The sequence below is a fragment of the Longispora fulva genome (assembly GCF_015751905.1).
GTDB lineage: Bacteria > Actinomycetota > Actinomycetes > Mycobacteriales > Micromonosporaceae > Longispora > Longispora fulva.
Genome location: NZ_JADOUF010000001.1, coordinates 7952798 through 7977821 on the forward strand (window position 1 = coordinate 7952798; position 25024 = coordinate 7977821).

The 25024-nt window shown below is 70.9% G+C and carries 20 protein-coding genes; 13 read left to right on the plus strand and 7 right to left on the minus strand.

Translation table 11 applies throughout. The features are described 5' to 3' along the window. Window positions 1–33 precede the first annotated feature (33 nt). The 4 genes from IW245_RS36920 (at window position 34) to polA (ending at window position 5364) form a co-directional block, all read left to right on the plus strand. Window positions 34–918 carry an ABC transporter substrate-binding protein gene (locus IW245_RS36920; protein WP_372445290.1) on the plus strand — a complete coding sequence of 295 codons (885 nt, stop codon included), beginning with the start codon at window positions 34–36 and terminating at the stop codon, window positions 916–918. 32 nt (window positions 919–950) lie between these two features. Continuing rightward, window positions 951–1859, plus strand: coding sequence for an amino acid ABC transporter permease (locus IW245_RS36925; RefSeq protein WP_197008882.1), 909 nt, complete (start codon window positions 951–953; stop codon window positions 1857–1859). Continuing rightward, window positions 1856–2608, plus strand: a complete 753-nt coding sequence (locus IW245_RS36930; RefSeq protein ID WP_197007704.1) for an amino acid ABC transporter ATP-binding protein — start codon at window positions 1856–1858, stop codon at window positions 2606–2608. Before IW245_RS36925 ends, IW245_RS36930 begins: the two co-directional genes overlap by 4 nt. A 92-nt stretch (window positions 2609–2700) precedes the next feature. Further along, on the plus strand, window positions 2701–5364 hold the full coding sequence (gene polA / locus IW245_RS36935; protein WP_372445291.1) for a DNA polymerase I: 2664 nt from the start codon (window positions 2701–2703) through the stop codon (window positions 5362–5364). A gap of 49 nt (window positions 5365–5413) precedes the next feature. On the opposite strand, the gene IW245_RS36940 is transcribed toward polA, so the two are convergent. Continuing rightward, window positions 5414–6721, minus strand: coding sequence for an MFS transporter (locus IW245_RS36940; protein ID WP_197007705.1), 1308 nt, complete (start codon window positions 6719–6721; stop codon window positions 5414–5416). A 100-nt stretch (window positions 6722–6821) separates the two neighbouring features. On the opposite strand from IW245_RS36940, the gene IW245_RS41245 reads away from it, so the two are divergent. From IW245_RS41245 to IW245_RS36955, 3 genes are read left to right on the plus strand one after another with little or no spacing between them, the layout of a single operon-like run. Beyond that, window positions 6822–8126 (plus strand): ArsR/SmtB family transcription factor, encoded by a 1305-nt coding sequence (locus IW245_RS41245; RefSeq protein WP_233473178.1) that lies wholly within the window; start codon window positions 6822–6824, stop codon window positions 8124–8126. A 50-nt stretch (window positions 8127–8176) separates the two neighbouring features. Continuing rightward, window positions 8177–8746: a winged helix-turn-helix domain-containing protein gene (locus IW245_RS36950; protein ID WP_197007706.1), complete on the plus strand. Its 570-nt coding sequence runs from the start codon at window positions 8177–8179 to the stop codon at window positions 8744–8746. Then, on the plus strand, window positions 8743–9966 hold the full coding sequence (locus IW245_RS36955; protein ID WP_197007707.1) for an MFS transporter: 1224 nt from the start codon (window positions 8743–8745) through the stop codon (window positions 9964–9966). The genes IW245_RS36950 and IW245_RS36955 overlap by 4 nt, the downstream gene beginning before the upstream one ends. 9 nt (window positions 9967–9975) lie before the next feature. On the opposite strand, the gene IW245_RS36960 is transcribed toward IW245_RS36955, so the two are convergent. Continuing rightward, on the minus strand, window positions 9976–10773 hold the full coding sequence (locus tag IW245_RS36960; RefSeq protein ID WP_197007708.1) for a class I SAM-dependent methyltransferase: 798 nt from the start codon (window positions 10771–10773) through the stop codon (window positions 9976–9978). A 184-nt stretch (window positions 10774–10957) separates the two neighbouring features. On the opposite strand from IW245_RS36960, the gene rpsA reads away from it, so the two are divergent. From rpsA to IW245_RS42505, 4 genes are all read left to right on the plus strand, one after another. Further along, entirely contained in the window at window positions 10958–12469 is a 1512-nt protein-coding gene (rpsA, locus tag IW245_RS36965) for a 30S ribosomal protein S1 (protein WP_231399059.1), read from the plus strand. 277 nt (window positions 12470–12746) lie between these two features. Beyond that, a complete protein-coding gene (coaE, locus tag IW245_RS36970; RefSeq protein ID WP_197007710.1) occupies window positions 12747–13931 on the plus strand; it encodes a dephospho-CoA kinase in 1185 nt (394 codons plus the stop codon). 437 nt (window positions 13932–14368) lie between these two features. Further along, complete coding sequence (uvrB, locus tag IW245_RS36975; protein ID WP_197007711.1) at window positions 14369–16471, plus strand: excinuclease ABC subunit UvrB; 2103 nt, start codon at window positions 14369–14371, stop codon at window positions 16469–16471. Beyond that, window positions 16468–17172, plus strand: coding sequence for a GNAT family N-acetyltransferase (locus IW245_RS42505; RefSeq protein WP_197007712.1), 705 nt, complete (start codon window positions 16468–16470; stop codon window positions 17170–17172). The genes uvrB and IW245_RS42505 overlap by 4 nt, the downstream gene beginning before the upstream one ends. A gap of 239 nt (window positions 17173–17411) precedes the next feature. Here the strand turns inward: IW245_RS42505 and IW245_RS36985 are convergent, their stop codons facing one another. Beyond that, window positions 17412–17699, minus strand: a complete 288-nt coding sequence (locus IW245_RS36985) for an antibiotic biosynthesis monooxygenase family protein (protein WP_197007713.1) — start codon at window positions 17697–17699, stop codon at window positions 17412–17414. Window positions 17700–18053: 354 nt separating this feature from the next. On the opposite strand from IW245_RS36985, the gene IW245_RS36990 reads away from it, so the two are divergent. Beyond that, window positions 18054–19049, plus strand: coding sequence for a TerC family protein (locus IW245_RS36990; protein WP_197007714.1), 996 nt, complete (start codon window positions 18054–18056; stop codon window positions 19047–19049). 40 nt (window positions 19050–19089) lie between these two features. Here IW245_RS36990 and IW245_RS36995 read toward each other — a convergent pair whose 3' ends face one another. Continuing rightward, on the minus strand, window positions 19090–19953 hold the full coding sequence (locus IW245_RS36995; RefSeq protein ID WP_197007715.1) for a C40 family peptidase: 864 nt from the start codon (window positions 19951–19953) through the stop codon (window positions 19090–19092). 71 nt (window positions 19954–20024) lie between these two features. Between IW245_RS36995 and IW245_RS37000 the strand changes: the two genes are divergently transcribed. Continuing rightward, window positions 20025–20801: a tyrosine-protein phosphatase gene (locus tag IW245_RS37000; RefSeq protein ID WP_197007716.1), complete on the plus strand. Its 777-nt coding sequence runs from the start codon at window positions 20025–20027 to the stop codon at window positions 20799–20801. A gap of 79 nt (window positions 20802–20880) precedes the next feature. Here the strand turns inward: IW245_RS37000 and IW245_RS37005 are convergent, their stop codons facing one another. The 3 genes from IW245_RS37005 to typA form a co-directional block, all read right to left on the minus strand. Continuing rightward, on the minus strand, window positions 20881–21654 hold the full coding sequence (locus IW245_RS37005; protein WP_197007717.1) for a serine hydrolase: 774 nt from the start codon (window positions 21652–21654) through the stop codon (window positions 20881–20883). Further along, on the minus strand, window positions 21655–22842 hold the full coding sequence (locus tag IW245_RS37010; RefSeq protein WP_197007718.1) for a mandelate racemase/muconate lactonizing enzyme family protein: 1188 nt from the start codon (window positions 22840–22842) through the stop codon (window positions 21655–21657). A gap of 219 nt (window positions 22843–23061) precedes the next feature. Further along, a complete protein-coding gene (gene typA, locus IW245_RS37015; RefSeq protein ID WP_197007719.1) occupies window positions 23062–24924 on the minus strand; it encodes a translational GTPase TypA in 1863 nt (620 codons plus the stop codon). Window positions 24925–25024: the final 100 nt, after the last annotated feature.

Sequence of the window (25024 nt, forward strand, 5' to 3'; positions counted from 1 at the left end):
CGCCGGGCCACGCAACCTCTGGGAGGAGACCCCGTGCGCAAGGTTCTGGCGGTACTCGGCGCGGTCGCCCTGATGTCAGGGATCGCCGGCTGCGGCGCGAAGGATAACGCGACGCCGAAGACCGACTCCAAGGTGGCGGTCGACAAGGCCCTCGCCGACAAGGTGCCCGCGGCGATCAAGGCCGACGGCAAGATCCACATCGGGGTGGACTCGACCTACCCGCCGAACGAGTCCCTCGACGCCGACGGCAAGACCGTGATCGGCTTCGACGTCGAGCTGTTCGACGCCGTCGCCGCGAAGCTCGGCCTGAAGACCGAGTGGACGACGAGCGCGTTCGACGACATCCTGCCGGGCATCCAGTCGGGCAAGTACGAGGCCGGCGTGTCCTCGTTCACCATCAACGACGAGCGCAAGAAGAACACGCTGATGGTCAGCTACTTCAGCGCCGGCACGCAGTGGATCACCGCGAAGGGCAACCCGTCGAAGGTGTCCCCGGACGACGCGTGCGGCAAGAAGGTCGCCGTGCAGACCGGCACCGTGCAGGAGACCGTGGACCTGGCCGCGAAGCAGGCGGCGTGCAAGGCCGCAGGCAAGCCGGCGATCACGATCTCGCCCTACCAGGCCCAGGCCGACGCCACCGCGTCCGTCGCCTCCGGCAAGGACGACGCGATGCTCGCCGACTCCCCGGTGTGCGTGGACGCCGTCGCCAAGACCGGCGGCAAGCTCGAGCTGCTCGGCAAGATCTACGACTCGGCCCCCTACGGCTACGTGGTCGCCAAGGACCAGACGCCGTTCGCCGAGTCGCTGCGCGACGCCCTCAAGGCGCTGATCGCCGACGGCACCTACGACACGATCCTGAAGAAGTGGAACGTGCAGGACGGCAAGCTCCCGGGCGCCCCGGAGATCAACCCGTCGTGAGCGAGTGGAAGAGCCCGGACGAGGTACGGCCGATGAAGGTCGTGCCCGTCCGGCACCCCTGGCGCTGGGTCGCTGTCGCCGCCCTCGCGGTGCTCGCGGCGATGTTCGTGCACATGCTGGTCACCAACTCCCACTTCCACTGGGCGTTCATGGTCGACAACGCGTTCCGGCCTCCGGTCATCGACGGCCTGCTGCGGGGCACGATCGCCGGCACCCTGATCGCGATGACGATCGGCGTCGTCCTCGGCGTGGTCGTCGCCGTGATGCGGCTGTCGGACAACCCCGTGCTGTCCGGCACCGCGTGGCTGTTCACCTGGGTGTTCCGGGCCGTGCCCCGGGTCGTGCTGATCGTGCTGTTCGCCAACCTGGGCATCCTGTGGAAGCGGCTGGAGTTCGGTCTGCCGTTCGACCACCAGCTCGGCGCGCTGTTCGGCATCCACGACTTCGAGGCCCGGGTGTTCGGCATCGACGCCGCGACGGCGCTGACCGGTTTCGTCGCGGGCATGCTCGCGCTGGGGCTGTCGGAGGCCGCGTACATGGCCGAGATCGTCCGGGCCGGCATCCAGTCCGTGGACGAGGGCCAGAGCGAGGCGGCCGCGGCGCTGGGCATGCCCAAGGGCCGGATCCTCCGCCGGATCGTGCTGCCCCAGGCGATGCGGGTGATCGTGCCGCCGACCGGCAACGAGACGATCGCGATGCTCAAGGACACGTCGCTGCTGGCGTACGCCCCGGTGATCTTCGAGCTGTTCTACCAGCTCAAGGCCGTGGGCACCGCGTCGTTCGACGTATTCCCGATGCTCGTGGCCGCCGCGTTGTACTACCTGTTCATCGCCAGCCTGCTCATGATCGTCCAGGCGTTCCTGGAACGGAAGTTCGGTGCCGGCCAGCGCCGGAGCGAGAACACCGGGCTGCTCAAGTGGCGGTTCGGAGGCAATCGATGATCACTATCTCGGACGTACACAAGAAATTCGGTCTGAACGAGGTGCTCCGGGGCATCGACCTGGAGATCGCCGCCGGCGAGGTGTGCTGCGTGCTCGGCCCCTCCGGGTCGGGCAAGTCCACCCTGCTGCGCTGCGTGAACCACCTCGAGAAGATCAACGCGGGCCGGATCACGGTGGACGGGCAGCTCATCGGCTACAAGCAGCGCGGCGACCGGCTCTACGAGATGCGGGAGAAGGAGATCGCCGCCCAGCGCCGCGACATCGGCATGGTCTTCCAGCGGTTCAACCTGTTCCCGCACCTCACGGCCCTGGACAACATCATGGAGGGCCCCTACCAGGTGCTCGGCCGGTCCCGGTCGGAGTGCAAGACCAGGGCCCTGGAGCTGCTCACCCGGGTCGGGCTGGGCGACAGGGGCGGGGCCTACCCGAGCCAGCTGTCCGGCGGCCAGCAGCAGCGGGTGGCGATCGCCCGGGCGTTGGCCATGGAGCCCAAGGTGATGCTGTTCGACGAGCCGACCAGCGCGCTGGACCCCGAGCTCGTCGGCGAGGTGCTCGACGTGATGCGGGACCTGGCCGCCTCGGGCATGACGATGATGGTCGTGACCCACGAGATCGGCTTCGCCCGCGAGGTGGGCGACTCGCTGGTGTTCATGGACGGCGGCGTCATCGTCGAGGCCGGCAATCCCCGCGAGGTGCTGGCCAACCCGCAGCACGAGCGCACCAAGGCGTTCCTGTCGAAAGTTCTGTAAAACATCATCTGGTACGCCGTGCCGCCCCGCCGTTGTTCGCAGCGCGCGGGGCGGCACGGGTTTTGTCGGGGGCGGCGACTAGGCTGTCGGGCGTGAAACGGCTGCTGCTCCTCGACGGACACTCGCTGGCATACCGGGCGTATTTCGCGCTGCCGGTGGAGAACTTCGCGACCACGACGGGGCAGCCCACCAACGCTGTCTTCGGGTTCACCTCGATGCTGATCAACCTGATCCGCGACGAGAAGCCGACCCACGTCGGGGTGGCCTTCGACGTGTCCCGCCGCTCCTTCCGCACGGAGCAGTACGAGGAGTACAAGGCCGGCCGGTCGGAGACGCCGAACGAGTTCAAGGGCCAGGTCTCCCTCATCCACGAGGTGCTCACGGCCCTCGGCGTGACGTATGTGGAGATGCCCGGCTTCGAGGCCGACGACATCCTGGCGACCCTGTCCACCAGGGCGGTGGCCGACGGCTTCGAGGTGCTGATCGCCAGCGGTGACCGCGACTCGTTCCAGCTGGTCAACGACAAGGTCACGGTGCTCTACCCGGTCAAGGGCGTCTCCGTGCTCAACCGGTTCGACCCGGCGGCCGTCGAGGCGAAGTACGGCGTGGCCCCCGACAGGTATCCGGACCTGGCCGCCCTCGTCGGGGAGGACTCCGACAACCTGCCGGGCGTGCCCGGGGTCGGTCCGAAGACCGCCGCCAAGTGGATCAATCAGTACGGCGACCTGGACACCATCATCGCCCGGGTCGACGACATCAAGGGCAAGGTCGGCGACAACGTCCGCGAGCACCTGGCGTCCGTGATCCGCAACGCCAGCCTGAACAAGCTGATCCGCACCCTCGAGCTGCCCTGCGGCCCCGACGACCTCACCTGGTCCGGCGGCGACCCGCAGGAGATCGACCAGGTCTTCGACACCCTGCAGTTCCGGGTGCTGCGCGAGCGCCTCACCGGCATCCTCGGCTCGGACCAGCCGGAGTCCGCCGACGCCATGGCCAGCCTCGACGGCACGGTGCTCGGCTCCGGCGAGGTCGCGGCCTGGCTCGCCGCGCTCGGCCCGCAGACCGCCGGCGTCGCGCTGGCCGGCACGTTCGGCCGGGGCACCGGGAGCATCGACGCCATCGCGGTGTCCGGGCCCTCGGCCTCGGCCTGGTTCGCCACCGCCGGGCTCGATCCGGCCGACGAGGCCGCCGTCGCCGCCTGGCTGGCCGACCCGGCCCGCCCGAAGGCCCTCCACGACCAGAAGCCGGCCCTGTGGGGCCTCGCCGCCCACGGCTGGCAGCTGGCCGGGCTGACCATGGACACCGCCCTGGCGGCGTATCTGGCCCGCCCCGACGCCCGCAACTACGACCTGGCGGAGCTGTCCCGGCGCTACCTGGGCCGCGACCTGCGCACCGACGAGCCCGCCAACGGCCAGCTCACCCTCGACGGCCTGGGCGCGGACTCCGACGACGAGGCCAACGGGCTGATGCTGCGCGCCGCCGCGACCCGCGAGCTCGCCGAGACCCTCAGCGGGGAGCTCGCCGGCCAGGGCGCCGCCGGTTCGCTGCTGGCCGACCTGGAGCAGCCCCTCGGCGTGCTGCTCGCCGGGCTGGAGGGCGCGGGCATCGCCGCCGACACGGAGTATCTGTCCGAGCTGGAGGCGCACTTCGCCGCCGAGGTGAAGTCGGCGGCCGAGCTGGCGTACTCGGTGGCGGGGCGCGAGTTCAACCTCGGCTCGCCGAAGCAGTTGCAGCAGCTCCTCTTCGACGAGCTGGGCCTGCCGAAGACCAAGAAGATCAAGACGGGGTACACGACGGACGCCGACGCCCTGCAGGGCCTGTTCGAGAAGACCCAGCACCCGGTCCTCGAACACCTGCTCCGGCACCGCGACGTCGCCCGGCTCAAGTCCACTGTCGAGGGCCTGCTCAAGAGCGTCTCCGACGACGGCCGGATCCACACCACCCTCAACCAGACGGTCGCCGCCACCGGCCGGCTGTCGTCCACGGATCCGAACCTGCAGAACATCCCGATCCGCACCGAGGAGGGCCGCCGGATCCGCCGCGCCTTCATCGTCGGCGCGGGCTACGAGACCCTGCTGACCGCCGACTACAGCCAGATCGAAATGCGGATCATGGCGCACCTCTCCGAGGACGCCGACCTGATCGCCGCGTTCCAGTCCGGCGAGGACCTGCACACCACGGTCGCCCGCAAGGTGTTCGAGACCGACGAGGTCACCCCGGAGCACCGCCGCCGGATCAAGGCCATGTCCTACGGCCTCGCCTACGGTCTGTCCGCCTACGGCCTGTCCCAACAGCTCGGGATCAGCCCCGGCGAGGCCCAGGTCCTGATGGACGGCTACTTCGAGCGCTTCGGCGGCGTCCGCGACTACCTGCGCGAGATCGTCGTGAAGGCCCGCGCCGACGGCTACACGGAGACCCTCCTGGGCCGCCGCCGCTATCTGCCCGACCTGAACAGCGACAACCGCCAGCGCCGCGAGATGGCCGAGCGGATGGCCCTCAACGCCCCCATCCAGGGCACCGCGGCCGACATCATCAAGGTGGCGATGCTGCGGGTCGATCAGGCCCTGCGCGCGGAGGGTCTGGCGTCGCGGATGCTGCTCCAGGTGCACGACGAGCTCATCTTCGAGGTGTCGCCGGGCGAGCAGGGGCCGTTGGAGGCGGTGGTGCGCCGGGAGATGGGCGCGGCGCATGAGCTGGCCGTGCCGTTGGAGGTGTCGGTGGGGGCCGGCCGGGACTGGTCGGAGGCTGGCCACTAGCGCGTGACCTGGCGGTTGGCGGGACGTTGGTGCCGGGTCGCTGTCGCGTTCATGCGGCAGCGCTCATGAGGGTCGGCGTCGCGGGCTCGGCGGCAGCGGGTTCCGCGGCAGCGGGCTCGTCCCGGGGGCCGAAGCGGGCCACCGCCAGCCCCGCCAGCCCGGTCGCCGCGGCCAACGGGATCCACAGGACCGCCGGGGCCACCCCGAACAGCGTCGTCAGCACGGCCGGCGCCAGCGCCTTGCCGAGTCCGGTCGACAGCTCCCACCGGGCGAGCGCCCGACCGAGCCGCCCCGGCTGGGCCGCGGCGATGACGAGCGCCGTCCCGGTACCGGAATAGAGGATCTCCGCGACGGTGTACACGACGCCGAACAGTGCCACCCCGACCGCGCCACCGAGCCCACCCAGCGCCCCCGCGCCGAGAAAGCCCAGGTAGGCGACGGCGAACCCGAGCCCGGACAGTCCGAACACGCTCCGCCGGGACCGGTGCGCCAGCCGGACGACCAGGGGTACCGACAGCACGACCACGAGCACCGTGTTGCCGATGAAGACGGCCCCCGGCCAGGCGGCGCTGCTGCCCAACTGCTGGAGGAAGACGGCGGGAAGGGCGACCTCGAGTACGTCGAACAAGAGCGCGAACGGCAGGTTCCCCACGAACAACACCAGGAACGCGGCCCGCCCGGCCGGCGCGGGCGCAGCCTCCCTGGTCACGGCCCCTGACCCGGGTGCGGTCCCCGCGCAGGCCACCACCGGCGAGGACTCCGGCACAGACACGGCACCGACCAACGAAGGCACCCGCATCGACGCCACCAGCAGCCCCGCCGCCACGAACCCCACCCCACTCACCACAGCCAACCCCCGCAACGCGCCAGCCCCGCCCGCCAACGTCACGGTCGCGATCAGCGCCCCCACCCCGAGCCCGGCGTTCCGGACGGCCCGACCGGCGCTGAGCGCGACGTCCCGATGCCGCCCGGCCACCAGCGCGGTCACCACGGCGGCGTGCGCCGGCGGCCAGGTCTGGGTGCCGAGGCTGAGCAGGACCGCCGCGGCGAGGAAGGTGCCGAGCGAGTCGGACGCCAGCAGGACGACCACGCCGAGCGCCCGGACCAGCAGGGCGCCGATGACGGGCCACCGGCCCCCGGCGCGGTCGATCCACCGGCCGGACAGCGGGATGGCGGCCAGTCCGACGAGGAGGCCGACGGTCATGGCCGCGCCGGTGGGCACGAGACCGAGGTCGAGGACGCGCAGGCCGTACAGCAGCATGAACGGGCGGAGCAGGCCGGCGCCGACGGCGTCGACGAGGAGGGCTGCGGAGTACCGGCGACTGCCGCCGACGGCCACCAACGCGTGGAGTCTCATGCCGGCCACCGTGACCGCCGTCGGCGGGGGTCCGGCAGCCGCTTGACGATCTTCGTCAACTCCGGTCGGGCGTTCCCGGCGGGGCTGGGAGGATCACGGGGTGACCCTGACGATCGAACTGGGGCCGGATCCGCAGGTCGCGTTCGGGCCGTCGCCGCTCGGCGAGCTGATCGGCGCGCTGCACGTGCTGAGCGACCCGGCGCACCACCCGACGCAGCATGCCTGGGCCGCGGCCGTGGCGGCGACGTTGCCGGCGGACCTGGCGGACCGGATCGACGCGGCGAGTTTCCTGTGGCAGGTGGGCAGGGCGGATTTCCTGGTACCGTCCGCGATCCGCGCCACCCTCGCCGAGGACCTCGACGACCTGGACGCGCTCGACGACGACACGTTCCTGTACGCCGCGTTCATCCCGGCCTGCGGGGCGGACCGCCGCACCCGCCGCACCCGCCCCTCCCCGGTAAGCCGCGCGCCCGCCGCCGGACACCAGACCGATCCGACGGGTACCGCGCCACCCGCCACCCGTCACCCGACGGTCACCACGCGAGTGCCAGGCTCCGGCCGCCCGGCGGACCAAGACCCGCCCGGACCCACCACGAGCCACCCGGCCATGCCGCACCCCGGCCTCTCCGACCCGACGATCGCGCCGACTCCCGACCTCCCGGGTCCGACGGCCGCCCCGGACCGGTGGGCGGCCGAGATCTGGGCCATGACCCGCGACCGCGCCCGCGAGCTGTCCCGCGCCCGCGGCCCGGCCCAGTCCGAGTTCGTCGAACGTCTCCTCACGGACCTGCCGGGCCTGCGCGCCTGGCTGCGCCGCCTCTTCGAGGACTGCGAGTCGGCGTTCTTCGGCGAGGCGTGGCGGCAGGTCCGGGTCCGGCTGATGTCCGACGCCCGGGACAAGTCCGAGCTGTTCCGCCGCAGGGGGCTCGCCGCGGCCGTGGCGGCGATGTCGCCGGCGCTGTCCGTCCGGGGCACGAGGCTCCTGATCGACAAGCTGCGGGTCAGTACGGCCTCCGCCGTCGACGCCGGCATCACCTTCGCCCCGACGGCGTTCGGCTGGCCGCACCTGGTGATCTCCGACGAGCCGGGCTGGCGGCCGGTGGTGCAGTACCCGGTGGCGCCGGAGGCGGTCGTGCCCCTGGATCTGGTGCGCCGGCGGATGGAAGCTCTGGCGAATCCGGCGAGGATGCGGCTGTGCTGGCTGCTGGCCCGGGGGGCGCACACGACGGGGGAGCTGGCCGACGCCTGGCAGTTGACCGCTCCGGAGGTGTCCCGGCACCTGGCGGTGCTGCACAGGGCCGGGTTGTTGGAGAAGGAGCGGCGGGGCCGGTACACGTTGCACAGGTTGGATCTGGCGGCGGTCGGCAGGCTGGGTTCGGATCTGGTGGAGGCACTGCTCCGGTAGTTATTCAAGAAGTCTTGTGCAACTAAAGTTGCGCAACTAATCTTGTGCACATGGCAGAGCAGACGACGCCGATCCAGGACCCCTCGGTCCTCAAGGCGGTCACCCACCCGCTGCGGATGCGCCTCTACGGCCTCCTCAACACCTTCGGCCCCTCCACGGCCAGCACCCTCGCCGAGCGGGTCGACCTGGCCGTCGCCAAGGTCAGCTACCACCTGCACCAGCTGGCCAGGTTCGGCTTCGTCACCGAGGCCCCCGAGCTGGCCCGCGACGGCCGCGAGCGGTGGTGGCGCGCGGTCCCCGGCGGGATCAGCTGGAACGAGGGCGACTTCCCGGCCGGCAGCGAGGGCCGCGCGATCTCCGAGGCCGTCACGGCCGACACGATCCGCCGCCGGTTCCAGCTCCTCGACGACTACCTGAAGAGCCAGGACGCCTGGTCGGAGGAGTGGCGCGACGCCGCGTGGAGCACCAACGGCCGGATCCGGGTCGACCGGGCCGAGCTGGCGGAGTTCACCGCGGAGCTCGCCGAGCTGTTCCGCCGCTGGGGTGCCCGGCCGGTCGACGAGACCGACGACCGCCAGTTCGTGTACCTGTTCGCCCACGCCTTCCCCTACGTCCCATGACCGCCGTCGTCGAGGCGCGCCCGCGACGCGCCGCCTACCGCAACCCCACCTTCCTCGGCTGGCTCGCCGGCTACTGGCTGTCCCTGGTCGGCGACCAGATCTACTTCATCGCGTTCGCCAACGCGGCGGCCCACCTGGGTGACCCGCTGCTGACCAGCGTCGTGTCGATGGCCAGCTCGATCCCGCGTGCGATCCTGATGCTGTTCGGCGGCGCGCTCGGCGACCGGGTCGGCCTGCGCAAACTCATGCTGATCTCCGACGCGTTCCGGGTGCTCGTGATGGCGGTCGCGGCGTTCGCCGGCCTGGGTGGCACGTCGATGTGGCTGCTCGTCGGGGCCGCGCTGGTGTTCGGGGCGGTGGACGCGGCGTACATGCCGGCGGTCACCGCGCTGCCGGCCCAGATCCTGCCGGGGGAGCAGTTGCCGGCCTCGGTGGCCGCCCGCCAGCTCGCCAACCGGTGCGCCCTGCTGCTCGGCGCGCCGCTCGGCGGCCTGCTGGTCGCGGTGGGCGGCTTCCCGCTCGCGTGCGGCCTCAACGCCGTCAGCTTCGCCGTCTCGGTCGCCATCCTGGCGAAGATCAAACCACAGTTCGAGTCGGGGGTACGCGACCCGAAGCCCCGCCGCGACCTCCTCGCCGAGGTGGGCGACGGTCTGCGGTTCGTGATCGGCCAGCCGGTGCTCCGCGGCGTGTTCCTGGTGCTCACGACCCTGGAGTTCTGTGTGACCGGCCCGGTCAACCTCGCGGTGCCGCTGCGCTCGGTGGCGGAGGGCTGGGGCTCGGCCGGTCAGGGCTGGATGCTCGGCTCGCTCGGGGTCGGCGGCGCGGCCGGGGCCCTGCTGGTGATCGTGGCGAAGAGGTGGTCCCGGCCGGTCACGATCGGGCTGTGGGTGATGCTGGTCCAGGCGGTCGGCGTGGTCCTGGTCGGCTACGGTCCGACCCTGCCGACCGTGTGCGCGGCCATGGTGGCGATCGGCGCGTCGGGCGGCGTGGCCGGCTCCCTGCTCGGTGGGGCGACCCAGTCCCTGATCCCCGACGGGTACCGGGCCCGGGTCGGCTCCATCTTCGTCCTCCAGGGCATGGGCCTGGTACCCGTCTCGTTCACGCTCTTCGGCCTGCTCGGCACGGCCGTCGGAGTCCCCGCGGCGTGCGCGGTGTGCGGGGTGCTGATCGCGGCCTCGGTCGCGGCGGCCTTCACCCTGCCGGCCATCCGCCGCACCTGACCGGGCCCGCTACCCCGGTTTGGCGGTCACGTAGATCGCCGTACCGGGGAAGATCTTCCCCCGCAGCGGGCTCCACTGGCCCCACTCCTGGGTGTGGCCCTCCGGCCACTCCGGCTCGACGAGGTCCACCAGCGTCAGCCCGGCCGCGACGATCTCCCGGACCCGGTCCCCGAGCGTCCGGTGGTGCTCCACATACGTCGGCACCCCGTCGGTGTACTCGACATACGGCCGCCGGTCGAAGTACGAGTGGATCGCCACCAATCCGGCCTCGCCCGGATCGTCCGGAAAGATCCATCTCATCGGGTGCGTGACGGAGAACACCCACCGGCCCCCGGGGCGCAACACGCGGGCCGCCTCGCGCATCACGAGCGCCGAGTCCGTGACGAACGGAACGGCCCCGAAAGCGGTGAAGATCACATCGAACACGCCGTCGCGGAAGGGCAGGCACTCGGCGTCGGCGAGGGCGAGTGGGATCCGTACCCCTGAATGCTCGTTGCCCGCCACGGCGTGCCGCAACATGCCGGCGGACAGGTCGGTGGCGACCACCTCTGCGCCCTGGGTGCGCAGCCACCGCGAGCTGGAGGCCGATCCGCAGCCGATCTCCAGGATCCGCTTCCCGGCCACCGGGCCGAGCAGTCCGGCATCGGCCTCGGTCAGTCCCTCGGGGCACCACCGCAGCAGCACCTCGCCCAGGAACGCGCCGTGTTCCTCGTGGTAGTGATCTGCATCACTGTCCCACCAGTGGGTGTTGGCCTGCCGGCTCTCGGCTCTGGTCGTGGCCCCTCGGGCGGTGTGCGTTTGGTTCACGGCGTGACATTATGCCGGGGGACGGTTGGACCGTGTGGTATTGGGCGGGGTAGGCTGGACGACGCGTTGGTGGGTCGCGCGTCTCGGCAGGGAGCAGGCCCGCAACTGCTGGCAGAGGCCGGCGGAAGGGCCCATGAGCGCACCGAACACACGATCGACAACCCAAACCGGAGCACCTGCCCACATGACGAGCAGCATCGAGGTCTCCTCGAACACGGTCGCAATCAATGACATCGGCTCTGAGGAAGATTTCCTCGCCGCCATTGATCTGACCATCAAGTACTTCAACGACGGTGACATTGTCGAAGGCACCGTCGTCAAGGTCGACCGGGACGAGGTCCTGCTCGACATTGGCTACAAGACCGAGGGCGTCATCCCCTCGCGCGAGTTGTCGATCAAGCACGACGTTGACCCGGCCGATGTGGTCGCTGTGGGCGACCAGATCGAGGCCCTTGTTCTCCAGAAGGAGGACAAGGAGGGTCGGCTGATCCTGTCCAAGAAGCGTGCGCAGTACGAGCGCGCGTGGGGCACGATCGAGAAGATCAAGGAGGACGACGGCGTCGTCCGCGGCACCGTCATCGAGGTCGTCAAGGGTGGTCTCATCCTCGACATCGGCCTCCGGGGCTTCCTGCCGGCCTCCCTGGTCGAGATGCGGCGCGTCCGCGACCTCCAGCCCTACGTGGGCCGTGAGCTCGAGGCGAAGATCATCGAGCTGGACAAGAACCGCAACAACGTGGTCCTGTCCCGCCGGGCGTGGCTCGAGCAGACCCAGTCCGAGGTCCGCACCGAGTTCCTCAACAAGCTCGCCAAGGGCCAGGTCCGCAAGGGCGTCGTGTCCTCGATCGTCAACTTCGGCGCGTTCGTGGACCTCGGCGGCGTCGACGGCCTCGTGCACGTCTCGGAGCTGTCCTGGAAGCACATCGACCACCCGTCCGAGGTTGTCGAGGTCGGCCAGGAGGTCGAGGTCGAGGTTCTCGACGTCGATCTCGAGCGTGAGCGCGTCTCCCTGTCGCTGAAGGCGACGCAGGAGGACCCGTGGCGTCAGTTCGCCCGGACCCACCAGATCGGCCAGATCGTGCCCGGTAAGGTCACGAAGCTGGTTCCGTTCGGTGCGTTCGTGCGCGTCGACGACGGCATCGAGGGCCTGGTGCACATCTCCGAGCTGGCCGAGCGCCACGTGGAGATCCCGGAGCAGGTCGTTCAGGTCAACGGCGACGTTCTCGTCAAGGTCATCGACATCGACCTCGAGCGTCGGCGGATCTCGCTCTCGCTCAAGCAGGCGAACGAGGGCTTCGTCGAGGGCGACGAGCACTTCGACCCGACCCTCTACGGTATGGCTGCCACCTACGACGAGGCCGGCAACTACATCTACCCGGAGGGCTTCGACCCGGAGACGGGCGAGTGGCTCGAGGGCTTCGACGCGCAGCGCGAGGTGTGGGAGAAGCAGTACGCCGACGCCCGCGTCCGCTGGGAGGCGCACGCCAAGCAGGTCGAGGCGGCCCGTGTCGCTGACGCCGAGGCCGAGGCCAACCCGCAGCCCGTCACCGTCGGCGCTCCGGCCGGTGGCTCGGGTGCGACCAGCATGACCAGCAGCACCCCCTCGGCCACCAAGGCCCCGGAGGAGCCGGCTGGCACCCTCGCCACCGACGAGGCGCTCGCGGCTCTGCGCGAGAAGCTCGCGGGCGGCAAGGGCTAAGTCGCTCTGTAGTTCGTAGAAAGGGCCCCGGCGCGAAGCGCCGGGGCCCTTTCGTGTGCGCCGGGGAGCCCCGCTGTCGGGGACGTGACCGGTGCCGGGTCGGGTGCGTCCGGTCGGTGGGTCCGGCCGGGTGGGGTGCGTCCAGCGCGTGGGCCCGGCCGGACTCGCGCAACCCCGTCGGTGCGGGGATCTCCCGCCCGGCCCGCCTCGCCCACCGCCCGGTGCGGGACCTCCTGCCGGGCATGGCACGGCCGGGGCGGGTCGGTAGGGTCGGGGCATGTTGAGAGTGGGACTCACGGGCGGTATCGGGGCGGGGAAGAGCGCCGTCGCGCGGTACCTGGCCGGGCGGGGCGCCGTGATCGTGGACTCCGACGTGCTGGCCCGCGAGGTCGTCGCGCCCGGTACCGAGGGGCTGGCCGAGGTCGTCGACACCTTCGGGGACGGCGTCCTGCGGGACGGCGCGCTCGACCGGGCGGCGCTGGCCGCTGTCGTGTTCGCGGATCCGTCGGCCCGGGCGCGACTGGAACGGATCATCCACCCTCGCGTGCGGGCCCGGTCCGAGGAGCTCACGGCCGCTGCCGGGGACTCGATCGTGGTCAACGACATCCCGCTCCTGGTCGAGGTGGGCCTGGCGCCGACGTTCCCTCTGGTACTCGTCGTCGAGGCCGGTCACGACGTCCGGCTCGCACGACTGGTGGAGCGCGGGCTGCCCCCTGCCGAGGCCGAGTCCCGGATGGCGGCTCAGGCCAGTGACGGCCAGCGCCGGGCGGCGGCCGATGTCGTGGTGGACAACTCGGGCACCCTGGCCGAGTTGCACACCAGGTTGGCCACCGTGTGGGACCGGTTCGTCGGGTTCGACGAGAATCTGGCGGCGGGTCGCCGGGCTGCCCGCCCCGTGGAGCTGACCATCGCGGCCCCGGACGGGACGTGGCCGGAGCAGTACGCGCGGCTGGCGGCCCGGATCCGGCACGCCGCCGGGGACCTGGCGGTTACCCTCGACCACATCGGTTCTACCTCGGTGCCCGGCCTGCCCGCCAAGGACATCCTCGACATCCAACTGGGCGTCACCGACCTGGCCGCCGCCGACCGGCTGGCCCCCGTGCTGGCCGCCGTCGGCTTCCCCGCGAATCCGGGCGAGTGGTGGGACAACCCGAAACCCCCGGACACCACCATCTGGTACAAAAGGTTGCACGGCTCCGCCGACCCCGGCCGCCCGGTCAACCTGCATGTCCGCACGCTGGACTCGCCCGGCTGGCGCTGGGCGCTGATGTTCCGCGACTGGCTCCGGGCCAACCCGGCAGAGGTGGCGGGATACGCCCAGCTCAAGGCGCGGCTGGCGGCGGAGGGCCTCACGGTGAACGACTACGCGGACGCCAAGGAGCCCTGGTTCGACGAGGCTGGCGCCCTGGCGGAGAAGTGGGCGGCGACCACAGGCTGGGCCCCGACCGCCGCGACCGGCTAGCACCACATTCGTAACCAAAAAAGGGATTGTGATCTCAACGTCTTGGCCCGCTGAGGGCGGGGAGGCGAAGGCGGAGGTGCGCCTGAATACCGGTGTTGTATTCAGGCGTGCCGACAACGCACGCATCGTCGCCCTCAGCGGGCCCCACCCACCAAAAGAGGAGAGCTTTGCCGGGTGGGGCAAAGCTCTCCCTTTTGGCAGGCTCGACGACCCCGGGCGACACGAGGTCGACCGACGCCCGATGCGCTCACCGACGTGTGGGGTCGGGAGCTGCGACCGGTGCCCGGGGCTCTGACCGAGGTCATCCGCCGGGAAAGGCCGCCACCGCCTGCTGCACGATCGAGGCTAGCCCCGGGATCTTGGGGGCACAATGCTTTTGGGCCTTGTTGGCGCATCGTAAATCGGGGTTGTCGTACCTGGCGCGTACGGTGGGTTCTATGGCGCTGGACATCCCCCGGGCATCGGGCCGTTTCGAGGTTGTGAGTGAGTACAAGCCGGCTGGTGACCAGCCGACCGCGATCGCCGAGCTGGCCGCCAGGGTGCGGCGCGGCGAGGAGCATTCGGTGCTGTTGGGCGCCACGGGCACGGGCAAGAGCGCCACGACGGCGTGGTTGATCGAGGAGCTGCAGCGCCCAGCGCTGGTGCTCGCCCCGAACAAGACCCTGGCCGCGCAGCTGGCGACGGAGTTCCGCGAGCTGATGCCGCACAACGCTGTCGAGTATTTCGTCAGCTACTACGACTACTACCAGCCCGAGGCGTACATCGCCCAGTCGGACACGTACATCGAGAAGGACTCCTCGGTCAACGAGGAGGTCGAGCGGCTGCGGCACTCGACCACGAAGAGTCTGCTCAGCCGCCGGGACGTGATCGTGGTGGCCACCGTGAGCGCGATCTACGGCCTGGGCACGCCGGAGGAGTACCTGGAGCGGGCCGCCGTCGTGAAGATGGGCGAGGAGCTGGACCGGGACACGTTCCTGCGTCGGCTCGTCGACATCCAGTACACGCGGAACGACGTGGCGTTCGTCCGGGGCACCTTCCGGGTGCGCGGGGACACGATCGAGATCATTCCGGCGTACGAGGAGCTGGCGCTACGGATCGAGCTCTTCGGCGACGAGGTCGAGAAGCTGTCCTACCTGCACCCGCTGACCGGCGACGTGGTCCGCGAGGTCGACTCGATGGTGGTGTTCCCGGCGACCCACTACGCGGCCGGCCCGGAGCGGATGGAGCGCGCGATAGGCCAGATCGAGGTGGAGCTCGCCGAGCGCCTCGCCGAGCTGGACCGGCAGGGCAAGCTGCTGGAGGCCCAGCGGCTGCGGATGCGCACGACGTACGACCTGGAGATGATGCGCCAGGTCGGCTTCTGCTCCGGCATCGAGAACTACTCCCGGCACATCGACGGCCGTGACGGCGGCAGCCCGCCGCACTGCCTGCTCGACTACTTCCCGGCGGACTTCCTCACGGTCATCGACGAGTCGCACGTGACGATCCCCCAGATCGGCGGGATGTACGAGGGGGACGCCTCCCGGAAACGTTCCCTGGTCGACCACGGTTTCCGGCTGCCGTCGGCGATGGACAACCGGCCGCTGCGGTTCGACGAGTTCACCGAGCGGGTCGGCCAGGCGGTGTACCTGTCGGCGACCCCCGGCCCGTGGGAGCTGCGCAAGACGGAGGGCGAGTTCGTCGAGCAGGTCATCCGGCCGACCGGCCTGATCGACCCCGAGGTGGTGATCAAGCCGACCAAGGGCCAGATCGACGACCTGATGCACGAGATCCGGGTCCGCTCGGAGCGCGACGAGCGGGTGCTGGTCACGACGCTCACGAAGAAGATGGCCGAGGACCTCACCGACTACCTGCTCGAACACGACATCCGGGTGCGGTATCTGCACTCGGAGGTCGACACCCTTCGCCGGGTCGAGCTGCTCCGCGAGCTGCGCAAGGGCGACTACGACGTGCTCGTCGGCATCAACCTGCTCCGTGAGGGCCTGGACCTGCCGGAGGTGTCCCTGGTCGCGATCCTGGACGCCGACAAGGAGGGCTTCCTGCGCTCGGCGACGTCGCTGATCCAGACCATCGGGCGGGCCGCGCGTAACGTGTCCGGCCAGGTGCACATGTACGCGGACAAGATCACGCCGTCGATGGCCCAGGCGCTGGACGAGACGGACCGCCGGCGTGCGAAGCAGATCGCGTACAACGAGGCGCACGGGGTGGACCCGCAGCCGCTGCGCAAGCAGATCCGCGACGTCCTCGAGGGCATCTACCGGGAGGCCGAGGAGACGGACGCGGCGCTGGTCGGCGGCGGTCGTCAGCTGTCCCGGGGCAAGTCGCCGGTGCCGGGTTCGCCGGGTAGCGGACGGATCCGGAGCACGACGGCGGCGGAGCCGGGGATGGCCCGGGCCGATCTGGCCGACCTGATCGGGCAGCTCAACGAGCAGATGCTCGGGGCGGCGCGCGAGCTGCAGTTCGAGGTGGCCGCGCGGATCCGGGACGAGATCAAGGAGTTGAAGAAGGAGCTGCGGCAGCTCGACGCGGCGGGGGTGTGACCGGCGCGGAGGGGCCGGGGGAAGGCGCGGCGGACGTGGTCGGGCGGGTCAGTGAGGAGTGGCTCGCCGTGCCGCGTCGGCCGGGACCTCGCGGCGACTCCGACGCGGACGATGTCGAGGCGGGCGATCATCTGGCGGGCGGTGACCTGGCGGTCCGGGCCGGGATCCACCGGGTGGTGTCGGACGTGGTCGCCGCCGGCGGGGCCATCGGCTTTCTGGCGGTCCCCGACCGCGCCGAGGTCGACGCCTGGGTCGACTCCCTGCTCGACCGGATCGCCCAGGGCCGGGCCGGCATGCTCCTCTGCCGGGTCGACGGCCGGATCGAGGCGCTGGGGGCGTGGATCCGCGAGGTCCCCGGCCCGCAGGGGCACACGGCCCTGCTGACCCGGATCATGGCGCACCCGGCCGCGCGCGGGCTGGGCCTGGGCCGGCGGATGGTCACCCGGCTGGTCGAGGCGGTGACGGCCGTCGGCGTGGAGGTGGCGTTGCTGTCGGTGCGGGGCAACAACCACGCCGCCGTGGCGCTCTACGAGGACTGCGGCTTCACGGTGTACGGCGTGGTGCCCAACGGCCTCGCGGTGGGCGAGGTGCGCTTCGACGAGGTCCGGATGGTGCGGCAGGTGGCTCTGCCTGCGGGTGTGACGATCCACGGGCAGAGGCCGGGGGGACTGGGGGGCTCGGTGCGCCGCGAGAGCGTCTGACCGGGGCGGGGCCTGCGGCGAGGCCGGTCACGGGCGGCAGGGCCGGCAGGTCACGGAGGCCCGGGCGGTCCCGGAGACCAGGGCGGTACAGGCCGGCAGGGGCGGTCCCGGAGACCGGGGCGGTCACGGAGGTCAGGGCGGTCACGGACGGGCGGGCCGGTGTCAGGCACGGCCTGGGCGGTCAGGGCTCCGGAGCCGGGAAGCCGGGACAGGTGTCCCGGCTCGGGAGCGTCGGGGTCCTACAGGTCGTTGAAGTGCTCCACCACCGGTGGCGCCGCGAAGTGCACTCCGATCAGGTCCCGCCACTTCTCGAACCGCTCGGAGGCCCGGAAGTTCTCCACATGGGCCTCGACGCTGTCCCACTCCACCAGCAGGACGAACTTGGACGGGGATTCGATTCCCCTGGTCATCCGCGCCTTCTGGCAGCCGGGGGTGGTGGTGAGCAGGGGGAGGGCCTCGGCGTACGCCGCGGCGAAGGCCTCCTCCTGACCGGGAACGACGTCGATGAGGGCGACTTCGAGAATCATGCCCCGCAGCCTGCCAGTGTCCGCAGGCTCACGCAAGGTACACAAAGAGCGATGGTGCCCACTTCTCAACAGGTAGATATCTGTCATAAGCGAGAAAATATACAGATAACGGTCATCGATGTCGTTCCCGCGTCGGCGTGCGCGGAACGTGTCGGACCCGGGCGGGGGAGGGCCAAGTTTCGCCCCGGATTCGTTCGGGCGCAGGCCGTGGGGGACAATGGGGCGTACAAGGAGGGGAGTATTCCCCCGCGACGGTCTCGTCAGCACGGTTCCTCCGGGAGCCCGGGACCGCCGGTCGCCGCACGTGGTGGCGGAAGAGACCTCCGGTGATGCTTTGTGCCTGCCGGAGGAACCATGAATATCCCCACCTGGGTCTGGATCGCGACCATGGTCGGGCTCGCCGCCCTGCTCCTCTTCGACCTCGCCGTGGTCGGCCGTCGGCCACACGAGCCCTCGATCCGCGAGTCCACGCTCTGGGTGGTCTTCTACGTCGGCCTGGCCGTCGTGTTCGGGCTGGGCATCTTCGCGGCCTCCGGGCCCAAGTACGCGGGTGAGTTCTTCGCCGGCTGGGTCACCGAGTACAGCCTGTCGGTCGACAACCTCTTCGTGTTCGTCCTGATCATGGCGAACTTCGCGGTGCCCAGGATCTACCAGCAGAAGGTGCTGCTCGTCGGCATCGTGATAGCGCTGATCATGCGCGGCGCGTTCATCGCGGCCGGCGCGGCGTTGATCGAGAAGTTCGTCTGGGTGTTCTATTTCTTCGGCCTGTTCCTGGTGTTCACGGCGATCAAGCTGGCCAAGGGCGGCGAGACGGACGACGACGAGTTCAAGGAGAACGTCCTCATCCGGTGGACGCGCAAGGTGCTGCCGGTGACGAAGGAGTACCACGGCGCGGATCTGACCACGCGGATCAAGGGCAAGAAGATGTTCACCCCGATGCTCGTGGTGATGATCGCGATCGGCACCACCGACCTGATCTTCGCGCTGGACTCGATCCCGGCGATCTTCGGGCTCACCAAGGAGCCCTACCTGGTGTTCACGGCCAACGTGTTCGCGCTGATGGGCCTGCGCCAGCTGTACTTCCTGATCGGCGGCCTCCTCGACCGGCTGATCTACCTGTCGATCGGCCTGTCCGTCGTCCTCGGCTTCATCGGCGTCAAGCTGGTGATGGAGGCGCTCGCGGAGAACAACCTGCCGTTCATCAACGGCGGCGAGAAGATCAGCTGGGTGCCGCACATCCCGATCTGGCTGTCGCTGCTGATCATCCTGGGCACGCTCGTGGTGACGACGGTGCTGAGCCTGGCGAAGTCGTCCCGGGACCGGAAGCGGGACCTGCGCGCGGCGTCCTGACCTCGGCGGGGCGTCGGAACTCCCGACGCCCCTGCCCCGGCTAGAGCCTGCCGATCCCGACCAGCGTCGTGGCCCGCTCGGCAGTCAGTTCCTCGGACACCACCCGGCCGGTAGTCCCGCACGCGTGCAGCATCCGGCCGTCGCCGACCACGAATCCGACGTGGTGCACAGGCTCGGAGCCCCGGGCGAAGAAGTACAGGTCCCCGGCCCGCTCCTCGCCGGCCGGCACGGGAGCCGCAGCGGCGTACTGGTCGGCGGCGTCCCGGGGCACCCCGCCGCCCAGGGCGACGTACACGAGGCCGGAGCAGTCGATCCCGTACGCCGACAGCCCGCCCCACACGTACGGCACGTCGAGCATCCGCCAGGCGACCGTCATCGGGTCGGGGGCCGGCGCGTCGGCGGCTCGCAGGTCACGCAGCCGGCCCCACAGCGGCTCGGCGACCCCGGGCACCCGGATCGGCGTCCAGCCGCGCTGGCTGGGGCCCGCGGAGGTCAGCCTGGTGCCGAGGACCACGGCCGGCAGGGTCACGTCGCCGTTCGGCTCGTCGAGGAGGGCGATGCTGGTCGCGTCGACCACGTAGTCGGCGTCCTCGGCGGGGGTGTACCCGGTGAGCTGGGCGCTGGGCAGCCAGCCCGGGTAGCCGCGCTCGTCCTGGTCGGTGGCCTGTCGGGGGGCGATGATCCGGGTCCAGTCGCCGCGCACCTCGTCGACCAGCACGGACTCGCCGAGCCGGACCTGCGTAACGGTACGGCCGTTGAGGTCGGCCCGGTCGGCCGTCGACATGGCGTTCAGCCAGTGCCGGGGATGCGCGGGCGTGCTCAGCGCGGGCGAGTCGACATCCCTCGGAGCCTCCGGTCCGGTCCACACCGTGCCCACCCCGACCGCCACTGTCGCCCTGTGCATGACTCTCTCCCACCTGTGGACTTCCGACACCCGAAGGCCAAGATAACCTCTCCGTCCGGCACCATGGGGTCATGACCCTGCTGACCGGTGCCCCCAACACCCGTGACCTCGGAGAACACGTCACGGCGCGAGGGGAGAGACTCGCCACGGGCCGGGCGTACCGGGCGGACTCCCTGGCCCGGCTCACCGACGCCGACGTCGAGGTCCTCGGCGGCTGGGGTCTGGCGCACGTGCTCGACCTGCGCGGCGGCCCCGAGGTGGCGACGCTGGGCGCGGACCGGCTGCCGGCCGGCCCGGTGCTGCGGGCGCTGCCGGTGTACGACGACGACCTGGACATCTACGCCCTGATGACGACCGCGATCGGCAGCGGCGACCCCGACCGGCAGGCCGAGCTCCTCGGGGCCGGCCGGGGCGAGCGGCTGATGACCGAGATGTACCGCTGGTTCGTCACCCATCCGGGCGCGCGGGCCCAGTTCGGGGCGGCGCTGGCCACCATGGCGGACCCGGCCGGCGTGCCGGTGCTGTTCCACTGCACGGCGGGCAAGGACCGCACCGGCTGGCTGGCCGCCGTCGCGCTCACCGCCGTGGGCGTGGACCGCGCGGCGGTGTTCGCCGACTACCTGCGCACCAACGAGTCCGCCGGGCAGGCGCGCGGGTTGCTGGAGGCGCTGCGCGAGCGGGGGCTGGTCCGGGACGTGGCGCTGTTCGCCCCGCTGCTGGAGGCGCGTGAGGAGTACCTGGCGGCGGCGTTCGCCGAGGTGGAACGCGGTTACCCGGATTTCGCCACGTTCGTCACGGCCGGCCTGGGCGTGGATGTGGCGGCACTGCGCGACAACCTCCTGGCCTGAAGATCAACCCCGTCATCTGACTACGGAGGAGCCTGCCCTGCATCGGCGGCACTTCCGCGACCGGCCACCACCGGGGTGCTCAGGTGGGCAGGGCGTGCCGTCGGGTCCAGACCGCAGCCGAGATCCGGGCGAGCAGCCGGGCCGCCGGGTCACCGGTCGCCGTTCCGGCCGCCAGCGGCCCCGTGTAGCAGACGGCGATCACGTAGGGCGGGGCGTCTGCCGGGTACACGATTCCCGCGCTGTGCCGGCAGCCGTCAATCCAGCCGTTCTTGAACGCGATCCGGGTACCGGCCGGCAGCCCCGCCGCGAGGTCCACCCGGTGCTCGTTGGCCGCGAGGACGTCGAGCACCTCGGGCTCCAGCGCCGACATCAACGCCGCCAGGTCCCGGGCCGTCACCAGGTTGGCGATGCCGGCCACGTTGGCCCGGTAGTCCTCGATGCCGCGCCCCGTGACGCTGCGCCGCGCGCCGGCCGCCCGCCACACGTCGGCCACCGCGTCGAGGCCGACGTGCGCGAGAACCAGGTTGGTGGCGAAATTGGAGGACCGGACCACCATCCGGTACCCGAGCCAGCGCAGCGTCGCCTCCCCGCCCAGCCTGGCCCACACCTCCGGGTCGCTGTCGTAGCCAGGGGTGCTGTCGAACGGCTCGCCGTCGAGGGCGGACGGGAAGCCGTTGCGCACCGGCACCGGGGCGTCGAGGTCGAGGCCGCTGCGGTACAGCGCGGCGAGCACAGCCGCCTTCATCGTGCTGGCCGCGCTGTGCGGCACGTCAGCGTTCCGTTCACAGGCCACCCGCCCGAGCACGCTTGACGCGGTCCCGGAGGCAATGGGGGCGACGAGGATCGAGAGCATCTAGGGGGTTCCTTCCGGGGTGACGCCGGTGAGGGTGACGCCGAGGCCGGGGGCGTCGGGCAGGACGACGGTCGCGCTGTCGTAGCGCATCCCGTCCTTCAGCGGGGGCGACGCCAGCCACCAGGCGGCGTCGAGATCGGCCACGGCCGTGGTGCCGTACGCCGCGGCCAGGCTCGCCGCCGCGGCCACCCCCAGCTGCCCCTCCATCATGGAGCCCACGATGGTGCCCATGCCCTGGGCCCTCGCGAGTTCCAGCAGGGTACGGGCCGGGCCGAGGCCGCCGCACTTGGCGAGCTTGACGTTGACGAGGTCCGCGGCGCGGCGCCGGATCACCTCGACGAGGTCCCGGACGGAGAACACGCTCTCGTCGGCCATGATCGGGGTGCCGACCCGGTCGGAGACCCAGGCCAGCCCGTCGAGGTCGGCGGCGGCCACGGGCTGTTCGACGAACTCGACGACGAGCCCGGCGTCCTCGATCCGGCGGATCACGCCGACGGCCTCGCGGGGCGTCCAGCCCTGATTGGCGTCGAGCCGAATCGTCACCCCGGACCTGACTCCGGACCCCGGCTGGAGCCCGATCTCGGCGCCGGGCCCCTGCCCCGACCCGGACGCGGTGCGCGCGCTGGCCTCCGTGCCGGGGGCCGGTCCGACGGCTTCCCGGACAGCGGAGACCCGGGCGAGGTCCCCGGCGGCGTCCGTGCCGACCTTCATCTTGAGCACCGTGAAACCCTCGGCGACCCGGGCCACCGCCGAGGCGGCCATCGCGTCGGGGGTGCCGGCGGCGAGGGTGACGTCGGTGCCGACCCGCAGCGCCGACCCGCCGAGCATCCGGACCAGGGGCACCCCGAGCCTGCGGGCGGCCAGGTCGTGCAGCGCCACGTCGATGGCGGCCTTGGCGGACTCGTTGCCGACCACTGCTGCGGCCACCCGCCGGGTGAGGGCGACCAGGTCGTCGGGGTCGGCCCCGATGAGCAGCAGGGTGAGCGCTTCGACGCACGCCGCCGCGCCGGGCAGGGACGCGCCGGTGACCCGCCACACCTCGGGGGCCTCGCCGAACCCGGACCTGCCGTCGGCGTCGATGACCTCCACGACCAGGGACTCGATGGTGGTGGCGGTGCGCAGTGCTGTCACGAACGGGGTGTGCAGCGGCATGCTGAGCCGGTGGGTGCGGACCTCGATGATCGTCACCCGGTCGACACTAACCCGCGCCGACCACCCCGGGCGGTGCCGCTGGAACCAGAGTCAGGTGTCGCCGTAACAAATGATGATCTTGATCTAGGTTCTTGATCTGACCTCGTGGGCCCGCTGAGGGCGGGGAGGCGAAGGCGGAAGGGCCCCTGCATACCGGTGTTGTATGCAGGGGCCCTTCCAACGCACGCATCGTCGCCCTCAGCGGGCCGGCACCACCTAAGCGTGCTTGCGCCGCGCCGTGGCCCGGGCCCGCTCGGTGGCGGAGAGGTTCACCTTGCGGATCCGCACGGCGGTCGGGGTGACCTCCACGCACTCGTCCTCGCGGCAGAACTCGAGCGACTGCTCCAGGGACAGCTTCCGCGGCGGGACCAGCTTCTCGGTCTCGTCGCTGGTGGACTGCCGCATGTTGGTGAGCTTCTTCTCCTTGGTGATGTTGACGTCCATGTCGTCGGAGCGGGAGTTCTCGCCGACGATCATGCCCTCGTACACCTCGGTGGTGGGCTCGACGAACATCGAGCCGCGCTCCTGCAGGTTGGTCATCGCGAAGGCGGTGACCACGCCGGCCCGGTCGGCGACCAGGGAGCCGTTGTTGCGGGTGCGCAGCTCGCCGAACCAGCCGTCGTACTTCTCGAACACGTGGTGCATGATGCCCGTGCCCCTGGTGTCGGTGAGGAACTCGGTCCGGAAGCCGATCAGGCCCCGCGACGGCACGAGCCACTCCATCCGGACCCAGCCGGTGCCGTGGTTGGTCATGTGCTCCATGCGGCCCTTGCGGGTGGCGAGCAGCTGGGTGATCGCGCCGAGGTACTCCTCGGGGGCGTCGATCGTGACCCGCTCGACCGGCTCGCACAGCTTGCCGTCGATCTGCTTGGTGACCACCTGAGGCTTGCCGACGGTCAGCTCGTAGGACTCGCGGCGCATCTGCTCGACGAGGATGGCCAGCGCCAGCTCGCCGCGGCCCTGCACCTCCCACGCGTCGGGGCGCTCGGTGGGCAGGACCCGGAGCGAGACGTTGCCGATCAGCTCCTTGTCGAGCCGGTCCTTGACCATGCGGGCGGTGACCTTGGAGCCCTTGACCCGGCCGACGAGCGGCGAGGTGTTGGTGCCGATGGTCATGGAGATGGCGGGCTCGTCGACCGTGATCAGCGGGAGCGCGACCGGCGTCTCGGAGTCGGCCAGGGTCTCGCCGATCATGATGTCCGCGATGCCGGCGATGGCGATGATGTCGCCCGGGCCGGCCTTCTCGGCGGGCTTGCGCTCCAGGCCCTCGGTCATCAGCAGCTCGGTGATCTTGACGTTCTGCATGGTGCCGTCGGTCTTGCACCAGGCGACCTGCTGACCCTTGCGGATCTCGCCCTCGCGGACCCGGCACAGCGCGAGCCGGCCGAGGAACGGGGAGGCGTCGAGGTTGGTGACGTGCGCCTGCAGCGGCGCGCCCTCGGTGTAGGTCGGGGCCGGGATCGTGGTGAGCAGCGTCCGGAACAGCGGCTCCAGGGTGTCGCTGTCCTCCGGGACGGTGCCGTCGGCCGGCTGGTTCAGCGTGGCGACGCCGTCGCGCGCGCACGCGTAGACGATCGGGAAGTCGATCTGCTCCTCGGTCGCGTCGAGGTCGAGGAACAGCTCGTAGGTGTCGTCCACGACCTCCTTGATCCGCGAGTCGGGCCGGTCGACCTTGTTGATCACGAGGACGATCGGCATCTTCGCGGCGAGGGCCTTGCGCAGCACGAACCGGGTCTGCGGCAGGGGACCCTCGGAGGCGTCGACGAGCAGCACGACGCCGTCGACCATGGTCAGGCCGCGCTCGACCTCACCGCCGAAGTCGGCGTGGCCGGGGGTGTCGATGATGTTCAGGGTGAATTCCTGGCCGTCCGGCGCGTGGTAGTGCACCGCCGTGTTCTTGGCCAGGATCGTGATGCCCTTCTCACGCTCCAGATCGCCGGAGTCCATGGCCCGGTCGACGAGTTCGGCGCGGGCGCTGAACGCTCCGGCCTGACGGAGCATGGCGTCGACGAGGGTGGTCTTCCCGTGGTCGACGTGGGCGATGATCGCAAAGTTGCGGAGATCGGAGCGGAGCGACATCCCTATATCGTCCCTGGTCGCCCTCGCGGCTCGGGCCCCGGGTGCCGATTGTCACTTTCACAAAAGCACAAAGACCACCATCTGGTACGAGACGACCAGC